This window comes from Stenotrophomonas sp. 71799_Sma (assembly GCF_056482505.1).
This window is the reverse complement of sequence record NZ_CM151202.1, coordinates 4268262-4281133: the sequence shown is the minus strand read 5'-3', so window position 1 is coordinate 4281133 and position 12872 is coordinate 4268262. Positions and strand designations below refer to the sequence as shown.

Sequence of the window (12872 nt, the reverse complement as noted above, 5' to 3'; positions counted from 1 at the left end):
CCGCTGCCGGCACTAGGACTTGACGATGGCAACCACGCTCAACCCCTCCGAAATCAGCGAACTGATCAAGAACCGCATCGAGAAGGTCAAGCTGGCCGCGGAATCGCGCAACGAAGGCACCGTGACCAGCGTGTCCGACGGCATCGTGCGCATCTTCGGTCTGGCCGACGTGATGCAGGGCGAAATGATCGAACTGCCGAACAACACCTTCGCCCTGGCCCTGAACCTGGAGCGCGACTCGGTCGGCGCCGTGGTCCTGGGTGACTACGAAAACCTGCGCGAAGGCGACGTCGCCAAGACCACCGGCCGCATCCTGGAAGTGCCGGTCGGTCCGGAACTGCTGGGCCGCGTCGTGAACGCGCTGGGCGAGCCGATCGACGGCAAGGGCCCGCTGGGCACCGACCTGACCGCTCCGGTGGAGCGCGTTGCTCCGGGCGTGATCTGGCGCAAGTCGGTCGACCAGCCGGTGCAGACCGGTTACAAGTCGGTCGACTCGATGATCCCGATCGGCCGTGGCCAGCGCGAGCTGATCATCGGTGACCGCCAGACCGGCAAGACCGCGATGGCGATCGATGCGGTGATCAACCAGAAGGGCACCGGCATCAAGTGCGTGTACGTTGCGATCGGCCAGAAGGCTTCGACCATCGCCAACATCGTGCGCAAGCTGGAAGAGAACGGCGCGCTGGCCCACACCATCGTGGTGGCCGCGACTGCTTCCGAATCGGCTGCCATGCAGTACATCAGCGCCTACTCGGGCTGCACCATGGGTGAGTACTTCATGGACCGCGGCGAAGACGCGCTGATCGTGTACGACGATCTGTCCAAGCAGGCCGTCGCCTACCGCCAGATCTCGCTGCTGCTGAAGCGCCCGCCGGGCCGTGAAGCCTACCCGGGTGACGTGTTCTACCTGCACTCCCGTCTGCTCGAGCGCGCTGCCCGCGTGTCCGAGGAATACGTCGAGAAGTTCACCGAAGGCAAGGTCACCGGCAAGACCGGTTCGCTGACCGCGCTGCCGATCATCGAAACCCAGGCCGGCGACGTGTCCGCCTTCGTTCCGACCAACGTGATCTCGATCACCGACGGCCAGATCTTCCTGGAAACCGACCTGTTCAACGCCGGCATCCGCCCGGCCGTGAACGCCGGTATCTCGGTGTCGCGCGTCGGTGGCTCGGCCCAGACCAAGATCATCAAGAAGCTGTCGGGCGGCATCCGTATCTCGCTGGCCCAGTACCGCGAGCTGGCTGCGTTCGCGCAGTTCGCCTCGGACCTGGACGAAGCCACCCGCAAGCAGCTGGAGCGTGGCCAGCGCGTCACCGAGCTGATGAAGCAGAAGCAGTACGCGCCGATGTCGATCGCCAACCAGGCGCTGTCGATCTACGCCGTCAACGAGGGTTACCTCGACGACGTGCCGGTCAACAAGCTGCTGGCGTTCGAAGAAGGCCTGCACGCCCACTTCGCCAACACCCAGGGCGAGCTGATCAGCAAGGTCAACGCCACCGGCGGTTGGGACAACGACATCGAAGGTGCCTTCAAGAAGGGCATCGCCGAGTTCAAGACCACCGGCAGCTGGTAATCGCGGTCCTGTAGAGCGGAGCCTCTGGCTCCGCTGGACCAGATGACAAACGGTTGAACAACGCGGGGCAGCAGCCCCGCGCCACGGGAAACAAGAGATGGCAAGCGGACGCGAAATCAAAACCAAGATCAAGAGCGTGCAGAACACCCGCAAGGTGACGCGCGCCCTGGAAATGGTCTCGGCCTCCAAGATCCGCAAGGCGCAGGATCGGATGAAGACCTCGCGTCCGTACGCGCAGGCGATGAAGCAGGTGATCGGTCACCTGGCCCAGGCCAGCACCGACTACCAGCATCCGTTCCTGGTCGAGCGCGAGCAGGTCAAGCGGGTCGGCTTCATCGTGATCTCCTCCGATCGCGGCCTGGCCGGCGGCCTGAACAACAACCTGTTCCGCAGGATGCTGGGCGAAGCCAAGGCATGGCAGGACAAGGGCGCGGAAGTGGACCTGGTGACCATCGGCCAGAAGGCATCGACCTTCTTCCGCCGCGTGAAGGTCAACATGGTCGGCAGCGTGACCCACATCGGCGACGTGCCGAAGCTGGAATCGCTGATCGGTGTGATCAAGGTCATGCTCGACGCCTTCACCGAAGGCAAGGTCGACCGCGTGTACCTGGTCTACAACCGCTTCGTGAACACCATGACGCAGAAGGCCAGCTTCGATCAGCTGCTGCCGCTGCCGCCGGCTGAGAAGCAGGTCGCTCACCACGACTGGGATTACCTGTACGAACCCGATGCCGCGACCGTGCTGGAGCACGTGATGACGCGTTACATCGAGTCGCTGGTGTACCAGGCGCTGCTGGAAAACGTTGCCTCCGAACATGCCGCACGCATGGTCGCGATGAAGGCGGCGAGCGACAACGCCAACAAGCTGATCGGTGAGCTGCAGCTGGTCTACAACAAGGCACGCCAGGCAGCGATCACCCAGGAAATCTCCGAAATCGTCGGCGGCGCGGCAGCAGTCTGACCGCGTTCGTTCAAAGCACACATTTAGAGGATGCAGCAATGAGTCAGGGCAAGATCGTTCAGATCATCGGCGCGGTCGTCGACGTCGAATTCCCGCGTGAGTCGGTGCCGAAGGTGTACGACGCACTGAAGGTCGACAACACCGAAATCACCCTCGAAGTCCAGCAGCAGCTGGGCGACGGCGTGGTGCGTACCATCGCCCTCGGTTCCACCGACGGCCTGAAGCGCAACCTGGTCGCCACCAACACCGACCGCGGCATCTCCGTGCCGGTCGGTGCTGGCACCCTGGGCCGCATCATGGACGTGCTCGGCCGTCCGATCGACGAAGCCGGCCCGGTGGCCGCCAGCGACAGCTGGGAAATCCACCGTGCGGCCCCGTCGTACGAAGACCAGTCCCCGGCTACCGAGCTGCTGGAAACCGGCATCAAGGTCATCGACCTGATGTGCCCGTTCGCCAAGGGCGGCAAGGTCGGCCTGTTCGGCGGCGCCGGCGTCGGCAAGACCGTCAACATGATGGAACTGATCAACAACATCGCCAAGGCGCACAGCGGTCTGTCCGTGTTCGCCGGCGTGGGTGAGCGTACCCGTGAGGGCAACGACTTCTACCACGAAATGAAGGACTCCAACGTCCTCGACAAGGTGGCGATGGTGTACGGCCAGATGAACGAGCCGCCGGGCAACCGTCTGCGCGTCGCCCTGACCGGCCTGACCATGGCCGAGTACTTCCGCGACGAGAAGGACGAAAACGGCAAGGGCAAGGACGTCCTGCTGTTCGTCGACAACATCTACCGCTACACCCTGGCCGGTACCGAAGTGTCGGCACTGCTGGGCCGTATGCCGTCCGCCGTGGGTTACCAGCCGACCCTGGCCGAGGAAATGGGCGTCCTGCAGGAGCGCATCACCTCGACCAAGAACGGTTCGATCACCTCGATCCAGGCCGTCTACGTTCCCGCGGACGACCTGACCGACCCGTCGCCGGCGACCACCTTCGCCCACCTGGACTCGACCGTCACCCTGTCGCGTTCGATCGCCTCGCTGGGTATCTACCCGGCCGTCGATCCGCTGGATTCCACCAGCCGCCAGATGGATCCGCTGGTCATCGGCCACGAGCACTACGACACCGCCCAGCGCGTCCAGCAGACCCTGCAGAAGTACAAGGAACTGAAGGACATCATCGCGATCCTGGGCATGGACGAGCTGTCCGAAGAGGACAAGCAGGCCGTGTCGCGCGCCCGTAAGATCGAGCGCTTCTTCAGCCAGCCGTTCCACGTGGCCGAAGTGTTCACCGGTTCGCCGGGCAAGTACGTGCCGCTGAAGGACACCATCCGTGGCTTCAAGGCCATCGTCGATGGCGAGTACGACCACCTGCCGGAGCAGGCGTTCTACATGGTCGGCGGCATCGAAGAAGCGGTCGAGAAGGCCAAGAAGATGGCCGAGAAGGCCTGATCCGGGACGGGCGGGAGCGATCCTGCCCGACCTGACGCCGGCGCCGGGCAACCGCCCGCGCCGGTGGACTCCCACGGTGGCATTGCGCCGCCGCGAACAGCGAAGAGATTTGCATGAGCACGATCCGTTGCGACATCGTCAGCGCCGAGCAGGAAATCTTCCGTGGCGAAGCGACCCTGGTCGTGGCCACCGGTGAGCTGGGCGAACTGGGCATCGCGCCCAAGCACGCGCCGCTGATCACCCGCCTGAAGCCGGGCAAGGTGGTGGTGACCACGCCGAACGGCGAGCAGCTGGATTTCGCCATTTCCGGCGGCATCCTGGAAGTGCAGCCGCAGGTGGTGACCGTGCTGGCCGACACCGCGATCCGCGCGCAGGACATCGACGAAGCCTCGGTCCGCAAGGCCAAGGAAGAAGCCGAGCGCATCCTGGCCAACCGCGGCGAAGCGATGGAAGTGGCTGAAGCCCAGCAGAAGCTGGCCGAAGCCGTCGTCCAGCTGCAGGCGCTGGAGCGCCTGCGCAAGAACCTCAAGCACTGAGGTTTCTCGCGCTGCATCCACGAGAACGCCGGCCCTGTGCCGGCGTTTTTGTTTGTGCGGGGTAGAGTGTCGGCTGGGCTGAGTCGACTGTCAGTCGACTATCGCGCGCAGCGCGGGATTTCCGCAGTCTGATGGAAGAGCCGTCGACCAACAGTCGACTCTACCGATCCCGATCCCGATCCCGATCCCGATCCCGATCCCGATCCCAGCGCCGTATCAGCGGTAGACCACGTAGCGCATCAGCAGGAAGGAAACGCACGCCAGCCCGCCTTCCACCAGCGGCTTGGCCAGCCAGGTGTACTGCAGGCCCAGCGCGTGGTCGACCAGGCTCACCAGCAACGTGCTTGTCGCGGTGAGCAGCAGCCACAGCCCGAAGAAGCGTGAAAATCGACGCCAGCCAAGGCGCGCATCACCTGCGTTGGCAAAGGTGTAACGGCCGTTGAGCCAGAAGCCCAGCAGCATCCCGGCCAGGCGACCGGCAATGTTGGCAGGCACCACCGGCAGGCCCAGCGCGGTCGCGGTGACGAACACCAGCCAGTCGAGCAGCAGCTGCACGAGCCCGATGATGAGATAGGTGCTTCCCTGGCGGACGAGGCCCATCAGTGCGGTGAAGGAGGTGGGATGCACATGTTAACGGCCCACGCTCTAGAATCATCGGCAACGAACCACGGACTGCCGTTTCCATGACCCAACCCCTGCACGTCATCATCCTCGCCGCTGGCGCGGGCAAGCGCATGAAGTCGGTGCTGCCGAAGGTGCTGCAGCCGATCGCCGGCCAGCCGATGCTGGCGCATGTGATCGATGCGGCCCGTGAACTGCAGCCCTCGGCGATCCACGTGGTCTACGGCCATGGTGGTGAAGCGGTGCGCCAGTACTTCGCCGACCAGCCCGACCTGCAATGGGCTGAACAGGCGCAGCAGCTGGGCACCGGCCATGCGGTGGCCCAGGCGATGCCGCAGGTGCCCGACGCCGCGCAGGTGCTGGTGCTGTACGGCGACGTGCCGCTGATCCGCGCGCAGACCCTGCGCGACCTGCTGGCGCAGCCGGGTCGCCTGGCGGTGCTGGTCGCCGATGTCGATGACCCGACCGGTTACGGCCGCGTGCTGCGCGATGCCGAAGGCAAGGTGGGCTCCATTGTCGAGCAGAAGGACGCTACCGACGACCAGCTGCGTGTGCGCACGATCAATACCGGCATCATTGCCGCCGAGTCGACCGCGCTGCGGCGCTGGCTGTCGCAGCTGTCCAACAGCAACGCGCAGGGCGAGTACTACCTGACCGACGTGTTCGCCTTTGCCGCGCACGAGTACACCCCGGCCGAAATGGCACTGGTGGCCGACGCGCAGGAAGCCGAAGGGGCAAACGATCCCTGGCAGCTTTCGCAGCTGGAGCGTGCCTGGCAGCGCCGCGCGGTACGGGCCCTGTGCGCGCAGGGCGCGCGCGTGCGTGACCCGGCACGACTGGATATCCGTGGCACCGTCACCGTGGGCAGCGATGTGCTGATCGATGTCGACGTCGTTCTGGAAGGCCACATCGTGCTCGGCGACGGCGTCACCGTGGGCCCGTTCAACCGGCTGAAGGACGTCAATCTTGGCCCGGGCACCGAAGTGCGCGCGCATTGTGATCTTGAAGGCGTGGTCACCGAAGGCGCAGCACTGGTGGGACCGTTCGCGCGGCTGCGCCCGGGGACCGTGCTCGCCGACGGCGTGCACGTGGGCAACTTCGTCGAGACCAAGAAGGTCACCCTCGGTGTTGGCAGCAAGGCCAACCATCTGACCTACCTGGGCGATGCGGTGATCGGCAGCAAGGTAAACATCGGTGCCGGCACCATCACCTGCAACTACGACGGCGTGAACAAGTCGACCACCACCATCGGCGACAACGCCTTCATTGGTTCCAACAGTTCGCTGGTAGCGCCGGTGACCATTGGCGACAGCGCGACGATTGCCGCCGGTTCGGTCATCACCCGCGACGCCCCGGATGGCAAGCTGACACTGGCACGTGCACGACAGGAAACCATCGATGGCTGGAAGCGCCCGCTCAAGAAGTCCTGAGCCACGCATCCCGCATGCCGACGAACTCGGCATGCTGCCGGCAATTGAACAACGTGCCGGTGAACTGCTGAAGGGTCACCAGGCCTACCCGGTGTTTGCCGGGCATGGTCTGGACCTGCCGACGCTGCAGGATGGCCTTCAACGTGGTCAGTTGTGGGTGGTGGATGCGGCTGACGGTGGTATCGCGGGTTACCTGCTGGCCGGCGAACTCTGCGGTGAATTCCATGTGCTGCAGATGGACGTGGATCCCGCACACGCGCGGCGTGGCCACGGCCGCGCTTTGCTGCGCCATGCCTTGGCGCAGGCGAGGGTGGGGGGCTACGCGGCCGCGGTGCTGACCACGCTGTCCGATGTGCCGTGGAATGCGGCCTTCTATGCCAGCGAAGGATTCGACGTAGTGCCCGAGGTGCAGTGGAACGATGGCCTGCGCGCGGTGATGGCCGAAGAGGCTGCGCTCGGGTTTCCGATGCACCTGCGGGTGGCGATGCGGCAGGTTTGGTAGGTGCCGACCTTGGTCGGCACATCCGCGCATGGCGTGGACCTACCCGCTCAACCCACCGGCAACAGGATCGACACGCACAACCCGCCATCGCCGCGATTCTGCAGTGATACCCGGCCGCCATGCGCTTCCACGATCTCGCGGGTCAAGGCCAAGCCCAGCCCGGTACCATTGCGCTTGGTCGAATAGAACGGCATCAGCGCATTCTGCAGCACCTGCTCGTTCATGCCCTTGCCGCGATCCAGTACGTCCAGGCGCAGCCACTGCGGCAGCCGCGTGAGTTGCACCTGTACGTCATCGTTGGGCGGCTCTGCTTCGGCGCAGGCTTCGTGCGCGTTCTTCAACAGGTTCAGCAGTGCCTGCCCGAACTGGGCGATGTCGATGCGGCTGCTCAGTTCCTCGTCCGGCTCACGTTCCATGCCGAACGGGATCTGCTGGCGCAGGCTGGACAGGAAGGGGGCCCAGTGCACGGTCTGCAACTGCGGCTGCGGCAGCTTGGCAAAGCGCGCATAGCCGCGGATGAAGCCCTCCAGGTGGCGTGCGCGATCCTCAATGGTGGTGAAGATCTCCGGCAGCCGGTCAAAGCGCTCACGCTGCACCAGTACACCGCCGGAGTGGGCCAGCGAGGCAATCGGTGCCAGCGAGTTGTTGAGCTCGTGGCTGATCACCCGGATCACCTTCTTCCAGGTCTGTACTTCCTGGCGGCGCAGCTCGGCGGTCAGCAGGCGCACCAGCAGCAGGTCGTGCGGACGACCATTGAGCTGGAAGGCGCGGCGCGAGAGGTGGTACACCTGCTCGTCGTCCTCATCGCCGTCCTCGCCCTCGGCATGCACCGCGAACAGGCTGTCGCCACCGCGGGCGATGGCATCGCGCAGCTCCACCGGCACCTGTTCCAGCACGTCCTCCAGGCGCTGGCCTTCCAGCTTCCAGCCGCCATGCAGCAGCTTGCGCGCAGCCAGATTGGAGAACACCACGCGGGCGATGCCATCACCGCCCGAGGCGATCAGCAGCATCGCCACCGGCGTGTTCTGCACCATCGTGTCCAGCAGAAGTTCGCGTTGCACCAGGCCCTGCCGCTGTGCACGCAGCACATCGCCCAGTTCGCGGTGTGCCTGCACCAGGTCGCCGAGCTCGTCATTGCCGGGCCAGTGCACGCCGAAGTTGTATTCGCCGTCGCGATAGCTGCTGGTGGTGCCCGCCAGGGCCCGCATCAGTGACCGCACCGGGGCGGTAGCGCGACGCAGGGTCCACCACATCAGCGACAGCAGGATCAACGCCGACACCGTGGTCACCACCCAGCCATGGTCCATCCAGTAGGCCAGCAGCCACGGCAACGCGGCGGCCAGCGCCAGCACCGGCAGCAGGCGCAGGAACAGGCGGAAAGTGAACGAGCGCCGTTTCATTCGCGCGGGATACCGTGGCGGTCCATGCGCCGGTACAGCGCCTGGCGGCTCAGGCCGAGTTCGGCGGCGGCCTGGGCGATGACGCCATGGTTGCGCGCCAGTACCTCCTCGATGCGCGCGCGGTCGGGGTCATTGCCCGCACTGGGGGCCGGGCGCGGTGCGGCGGCTGCGCGCGGCAGGTTGAGATCGGCCACTTCAATACGGTTGCCGGTAGCCAGCAGTTCGGCGCGCTGGATCACGTTGCGCAGTTCGCGCACGTTGCCTGGCCACGGGTGCCGCTGCAGGGCGGCGGTGGCGGCGCTGGACAGGGGCTTGCCAGCGGTCAGGAAGCGCTCGGCCAGCGGCACGATGTCGCCCGGACGTTCGGCCAGCGGCGGCAGCACCAGTTCCACCGTGTTGAGGCGGTAATAGAGGTCTTCGCGGAAGGTGCCGTCGCGGATCATCGCCGGCAGGTCGGCATTGGTCGCGCTGACCACGCGGACCTTGACCTGGCGTTCGCGGTTGGAGCCCAGGCGCTCGAAGCGGCCGGTTTCCAGCACACGCAACAGCTTCATCTGCCCGCCCAGCGACAGGTTGCCGATCTCATCCAGGAACAGGGTGCCACCATCGGCGGCCTCGAACTTGCCTTCGCGCGCCTTGTTGGCGCCGGTATACGCACCGGCCTCGGCACCGAACAGTTCGGCCTCGATCAGTTCCGAAGGCAGCGCGCCACAGTTGACCGCCACGAATGGACCCTTGGCCACCAGAGAATTGGCCTGGATGATCTGCGCGATCTTCTCCTTGCCGGCACCGTTCGCGCCGGTGATCAGTACCGGCAGTTCCGAGCGTGCGACTTGGCAGGCGAGTGCGATGACGCGCTCGCTGGCAGGGTCGGCGAAGACCGCGCCGCACAGGTCATACTTCTCTTCCAGCGCATTGCGCTGGCGCAGTTCACGGCTGCGGCGCCGGTCCAGTTCGCGGCGCGCCTCGGACAGTTCCAGCAGGTTGTTGACCGTGGTCATCAGCTTGCGGTCGTCCCAGGGCTTGGCCAGGTAGTCGGCCGCACCGGCCTTGACCAGATCCACCGCGCTGCTGAGGTGGGTCCAGGCGGTCAGCAGGATCACCGGCAGATCGGGATGGCGCGCGCGGATCTGCGCGAACAGGGCCTCGCCTTCTTCGCCGGAGGTGGTGTCCTCGCTGAAGTTCATGTCCTGGATCACCAGGTCGACCGGCTGCGACTCCAGCAGGGCCAGCCCTTCGGACGGGCTCTGCGCCTGCAGGGTGTCGATGTCGTGCAGGGAGAACAGCACGTCCAGCGCGGTACCCACGCTGGCGTTGTCGTCGATGATCAGGATCGCAGGCATCAAGCGGTTCTGCAGAAAGGGATGGGCGGCGCCGTTGGAGCCGTTCGTGTCCACGCACCGGGAGAGCCCGGCGCCACCCATCAAGCATAGCCAAACCCGTGGCTGTGCAGGAGCGGCCCTCGCTCAGCGCCGGGGAGGCGCCGGGGGCCGTGGCGGCGCGGGTGGCGGCGGCACCTCCAGCGCCTGGCGCCAGGCTGCGGCGTCGACCGCCACCGTCAGTTCGCGCTTGTCGCGGCGCAGCAACAGATAGGCGGTGGCTGCGTTGGCATGACGCAGGGCCTCGGCAAGGTGTTCGACCCGGCGCACCGCCGTGTCGTCCACGCGCAGGATGCGATCGCCACTGCGCACGCCGAAGCGCATTTCCGGGCTGGCGGCCTCCACGCGCACCTGGCCCTCCGTTGAGCGCAAGGACAACCGCGCGGCATCCTGGCGCCACTCCAGTGTCTGCGCACTGCCACCGCCGGCCAGCGCCGGCAATGGCAGGAGCAGCATCAGGCACATCGCGCGGGCACGCATCTCACGCGCCCCGCGTGGCGACCGCAGGCGGCACCGCCGCCGCACGCCGCGCCGGCCCGAACACCGCGATCTGGCCCAGCACCCACAGCAGCAGTGCACCCAGCGGCAGGTAGTACAGCGGCATGCGCGGCAGCTCGTACAGGTTCATCAGCGCCAGGTTGATGGCGTAGGCCGTCAGCATGCCCAGCACGATGCCCAGCGTGGCCAGCAGGAAGTTCTCGGTCTGGAAGTAGCGCAGGATCTGCCCGCGGGTCGCGCCCAGCGCACGGCGGATGCCGATCTGCTTGCTGCGCTGCTGCACCCAGAAGCTGGCCAGGCCGATAATGCCCAGCGCGGTGACCACCAGCAGCGAGATGCTGACGGTGATCAGCAGGCCGACCATCGCGCGGTCGTTCTTGAAGAAGTCCTTGCGCTGGTCTTCATAGGTCAGCTTGTCGCGCATCAGCCGGTTGGGGTCGTTGCGTTCCAGCGCGGCGGCACCGGCATCGAGTACTTCCTTGCGGCGTTCCGGCGAAGTGCGCAGCACATACGTGCCACCTTCGTCGAAGGTGCGCCGCATGGGCAGCAGCATCGAGTTGGTCCAGTTGTCATTCCAGCCGTTGGGCGTGCTGAGCGTGTCGACGATGCCGACCACATGCAGCGGCTGCTTGCCCATGTAGTAGGTCTTGCCCAGCGCACTGCCATTGGGTTCCATCTTGGCGGCGGTGGCCTGGGTGAGGATGACCGGGATCGCGTTCTCCTTTGCGCCGCCCTTGCTGGCGTCTTCGAAGTTCTGGTATTCGTCGGGCAGGAAATCGCGGCCTGCGATCAGGTTGATGCCCATCGTGGCCAGCCCGTTCTCGGACAGGGTGTACATCGAGGCGTTGGTGGTCGGCCGTTCCTGGTCGATCACACGCGAAATGCTGCTGCTGGAGGAGCCGTTGCGGAAGGGGACCTGGTTGATGATGGTGACGTTGCTGACGCCGGGAATCGCGCGCAGCGATGCCAGGTCCTCGCGGGTGCGGGCCATGGCGTCGGTCTGCTTGCCGATGCCGCTGACGCGCAACATGACCAGTTCGCTCTCGGCGATGCCGCTGGGCATGCTGATCTTCTCCACGCGCTGGCTGACCAGGAACAGCGCGTTGCAGACGATGGCGCAGGTCAGTGCGACTTCCAGCACGATCAGGGCAGCGGCGGTCTTGTGCCGGCGCAGCGTGCTGAGGATGGGGCGGATGTCCATGGGAGTCCTCGTTCGGGTGCTTACTGCGACTTGAGCTGGATGGCCGGGGTGACCTGCATGGCGCGCCAGGCGGGCAGGAACCCGGCGGCAAGACTGGCGAGCAGGGTCAGGCCCAGCGCGAGCAGCAGCATGTTGCCGTCCAGGTGGGCCAGCTTTGCGTATTCCACCGGTTGCTGGCGCACCGCGAACAGGCCAAGCAGGGCCAGACCGATACCCAGCACGCCACCGACCACACCGACCGCACCGGCTTCCACCAGGCACTGCAGGAAGATCTGGCCACGGCTGGCACCGAGGGCGCGGCGCACGCCGATCTCACCACTGCGGCGCAGGAACTTGGCCAGCAGCAGGCCCACCGTGTTGACCAGGCAGACACCCAGGAAGCCCAGCGCCAGCCACAGCTGCAGGCGCACATCGCTGGGGACCGCGCCATTGAAGTCCAGCCATTCCATCACGGTGCGCAGGCGCACGTTCGGCGGATGCTTGAAGCGGCCGGCCTCGCGCTGCTGGGTCGAATAGTTCTCCAGGTAGCGGCGGTAGTCGGCGGCCTTGGCCGGGTCCATCTCCACCCAGTACTGCAGCCATGCGCACGGTGCATTGAGCGAGTAGCTGTTGCCGTCGGGATTCTCGCCGAAGCAGTTCATGTTGCCGTTGTTGCCCAGCTTCAGGTCGAAGGAGGTGGAGATCGGCAGCAGCAGGTCCTCGTTCTTGCCGTAGCTGCCCGTGGTCAGGTCGTAGAAGTGCGGCTCCGGGCTCCATTCCTTCATCACGCCGACAATGCGGTAGCTCTGCCCTTCCATGCGCAGGTCGCGGCCGACGCTGTTGGCGCCCTGGTACAGCTTGTCATTGAGCGCCTTGGAGATGACCACCACGCGTGCACGGCCTTCATCGTCCTCGCGCGTCCAGGGGCGGCCGTACTGCATGGGCACCTCGAACATCGGGAAGAAGTCGGCCGAGGTCCAGCGGGTGTCGATGCTGAAGGGCTTGAGAGTGCTGTTGTCCGGTTCGATGGTACCGCCGCCGCCGCTCATCAGTGCCTGGCGCTCGCCCTTGGCTTCGCGCAGCAGGGCTTCACCGTCGAAGCGGGTCAGCTGGGTTTCCGGTTCCTCGCCAGCGACATAGGCGCCGGTCGCGGCATCAAGCTGCACATAGAACAGGCGGTCACTCTTGCCGGGAATCGGGTCACCGGACAGCACGTGGAACACGGTCAACGTGGTCATCGAGGCGCCGATGCCTAGCGCGATAGCGATCACCATCAACGCGGTCAGTACCTTGTTGCGGCGGAAGCTGCGCACCGCCAATCGGGCGTAGTAGGCGAACATGGTCGGG

Annotated in this window: 12 protein-coding genes; 6 read left to right on the top strand and 6 right to left on the bottom strand. The window is 65.8% G+C overall.

The window, feature by feature from the left end; translation table 11 throughout:
• The first annotated feature begins 25 nt into the window (after nucleotides 1–25).
• From atpA to ACZK4Z_RS19780, 4 genes are all read left to right on the top strand, one after another.
• A complete protein-coding gene (atpA, locus tag ACZK4Z_RS19795) occupies nucleotides 26–1573 on the top strand; it encodes a F0F1 ATP synthase subunit alpha (protein WP_014038567.1) in 1548 nt (515 codons plus the stop codon).
• Between the two features lie 97 nt (nucleotides 1574–1670).
• Nucleotides 1671–2534, top strand: coding sequence for a F0F1 ATP synthase subunit gamma (gene atpG, locus ACZK4Z_RS19790; protein ID WP_032129046.1), 864 nt, complete (start codon nucleotides 1671–1673; stop codon nucleotides 2532–2534).
• A gap of 38 nt (nucleotides 2535–2572) precedes the next feature.
• Nucleotides 2573–3979 carry a F0F1 ATP synthase subunit beta gene (gene atpD, locus ACZK4Z_RS19785; protein WP_032129045.1) on the top strand — a complete coding sequence of 469 codons (1407 nt, stop codon included), beginning with the start codon at nucleotides 2573–2575 and terminating at the stop codon, nucleotides 3977–3979.
• 113 nt (nucleotides 3980–4092) lie between these two features.
• Nucleotides 4093–4515 carry a F0F1 ATP synthase subunit epsilon gene (locus tag ACZK4Z_RS19780; RefSeq protein ID WP_005419509.1) on the top strand — a complete coding sequence of 141 codons (423 nt, stop codon included), beginning with the start codon at nucleotides 4093–4095 and terminating at the stop codon, nucleotides 4513–4515.
• A 216-nt stretch (nucleotides 4516–4731) separates the two neighbouring features.
• On the opposite strand, the gene ACZK4Z_RS19775 is transcribed toward ACZK4Z_RS19780, so the two are convergent.
• A complete protein-coding gene (locus ACZK4Z_RS19775) occupies nucleotides 4732–5115 on the bottom strand; it encodes a GtrA family protein (RefSeq protein ID WP_121504337.1) in 384 nt (127 codons plus the stop codon).
• Nucleotides 5116–5198: 83 nt separating this feature from the next.
• Here ACZK4Z_RS19775 and glmU point away from each other — a divergent pair, with 83 nt between their 5' ends.
• On the top strand, nucleotides 5199–6566 hold the full coding sequence (glmU, locus tag ACZK4Z_RS19770; RefSeq protein WP_125893390.1) for a bifunctional UDP-N-acetylglucosamine diphosphorylase/glucosamine-1-phosphate N-acetyltransferase GlmU: 1368 nt from the start codon (nucleotides 5199–5201) through the stop codon (nucleotides 6564–6566).
• The gene (locus ACZK4Z_RS19765) at nucleotides 6535–7068 is read left to right on the top strand and encodes a GNAT family N-acetyltransferase (protein ID WP_125893392.1); all 534 of its coding nucleotides are present in this window, start codon (nucleotides 6535–6537) and stop codon (nucleotides 7066–7068) included. Before glmU ends, ACZK4Z_RS19765 begins: the two co-directional genes overlap by 32 nt.
• 47 nt (nucleotides 7069–7115) lie before the next feature.
• Here ACZK4Z_RS19765 and ACZK4Z_RS19760 read toward each other — a convergent pair whose 3' ends face one another.
• The 5 genes from ACZK4Z_RS19760 to ACZK4Z_RS19740 form a co-directional block, all read right to left on the bottom strand.
• Complete coding sequence (locus ACZK4Z_RS19760) at nucleotides 7116–8468, bottom strand: sensor histidine kinase (protein ID WP_049399192.1); 1353 nt, start codon at nucleotides 8466–8468, stop codon at nucleotides 7116–7118.
• The gene (locus tag ACZK4Z_RS19755; protein ID WP_346485708.1) at nucleotides 8465–9811 is read right to left on the bottom strand and encodes a sigma-54-dependent transcriptional regulator; all 1347 of its coding nucleotides are present in this window, start codon (nucleotides 9809–9811) and stop codon (nucleotides 8465–8467) included. Before ACZK4Z_RS19755 ends, ACZK4Z_RS19760 begins: the two co-directional genes overlap by 4 nt.
• Nucleotides 9812–9934: 123 nt before the next feature.
• Nucleotides 9935–10312, bottom strand: a complete 378-nt coding sequence (locus ACZK4Z_RS19750) for a PDZ domain-containing protein (protein WP_183080218.1) — start codon at nucleotides 10310–10312, stop codon at nucleotides 9935–9937.
• Nucleotides 10313–10328: 16 nt separating this feature from the next.
• Complete coding sequence (locus tag ACZK4Z_RS19745) at nucleotides 10329–11546, bottom strand: ABC transporter permease (protein WP_125893399.1); 1218 nt, start codon at nucleotides 11544–11546, stop codon at nucleotides 10329–10331.
• Between the two features lie 20 nt (nucleotides 11547–11566).
• Nucleotides 11567–12865, bottom strand: a complete 1299-nt coding sequence (locus ACZK4Z_RS19740; protein WP_121504340.1) for an ABC transporter permease — start codon at nucleotides 12863–12865, stop codon at nucleotides 11567–11569.
• Nucleotides 12866–12872 lie beyond the last annotated feature (7 nt).

What these genes read in the sequence shown, in the direction of transcription:
- atpA (WP_014038567.1), top strand. Translation starts at nt 26, where the DNA reads ATGGCAACCACGCTCAACCCCTCCGAAATCAGCGAACTGATCAAGAAC.
- atpG (WP_032129046.1), top strand. Translation starts at nt 1,671, where the DNA reads ATGGCAAGCGGACGCGAAATCAAAACCAAGATCAAGAGCGTGCAGAAC.
- atpD (WP_032129045.1), top strand. Translation starts at nt 2,573, where the DNA reads ATGAGTCAGGGCAAGATCGTTCAGATCATCGGCGCGGTCGTCGACGTC.
- ACZK4Z_RS19780 (WP_005419509.1), top strand. Translation starts at nt 4,093, where the DNA reads ATGAGCACGATCCGTTGCGACATCGTCAGCGCCGAGCAGGAAATCTTC.
- ACZK4Z_RS19775 (WP_121504337.1), bottom strand. Translation starts at nt 5,115, where the DNA reads ATGGGCCTCGTCCGCCAGGGAAGCACCTATCTCATCATCGGGCTCGTG.
- glmU (WP_125893390.1), top strand. Translation starts at nt 5,199, where the DNA reads ATGACCCAACCCCTGCACGTCATCATCCTCGCCGCTGGCGCGGGCAAG.
- ACZK4Z_RS19765 (WP_125893392.1), top strand. Translation starts at nt 6,535, where the DNA reads ATGGCTGGAAGCGCCCGCTCAAGAAGTCCTGAGCCACGCATCCCGCAT.
- ACZK4Z_RS19760 (WP_049399192.1), bottom strand. Translation starts at nt 8,468, where the DNA reads ATGAAACGGCGCTCGTTCACTTTCCGCCTGTTCCTGCGCCTGCTGCCG.
- ACZK4Z_RS19755 (WP_346485708.1), bottom strand. Translation starts at nt 9,811, where the DNA reads ATGCCTGCGATCCTGATCATCGACGACAACGCCAGCGTGGGTACCGCG.
- ACZK4Z_RS19750 (WP_183080218.1), bottom strand. Translation starts at nt 10,312, where the DNA reads ATGTGCCTGATGCTGCTCCTGCCATTGCCGGCGCTGGCCGGCGGTGGC.
- ACZK4Z_RS19745 (WP_125893399.1), bottom strand. Translation starts at nt 11,546, where the DNA reads ATGGACATCCGCCCCATCCTCAGCACGCTGCGCCGGCACAAGACCGCC.
- ACZK4Z_RS19740 (WP_121504340.1), bottom strand. Translation starts at nt 12,865, where the DNA reads ATGTTCGCCTACTACGCCCGATTGGCGGTGCGCAGCTTCCGCCGCAAC.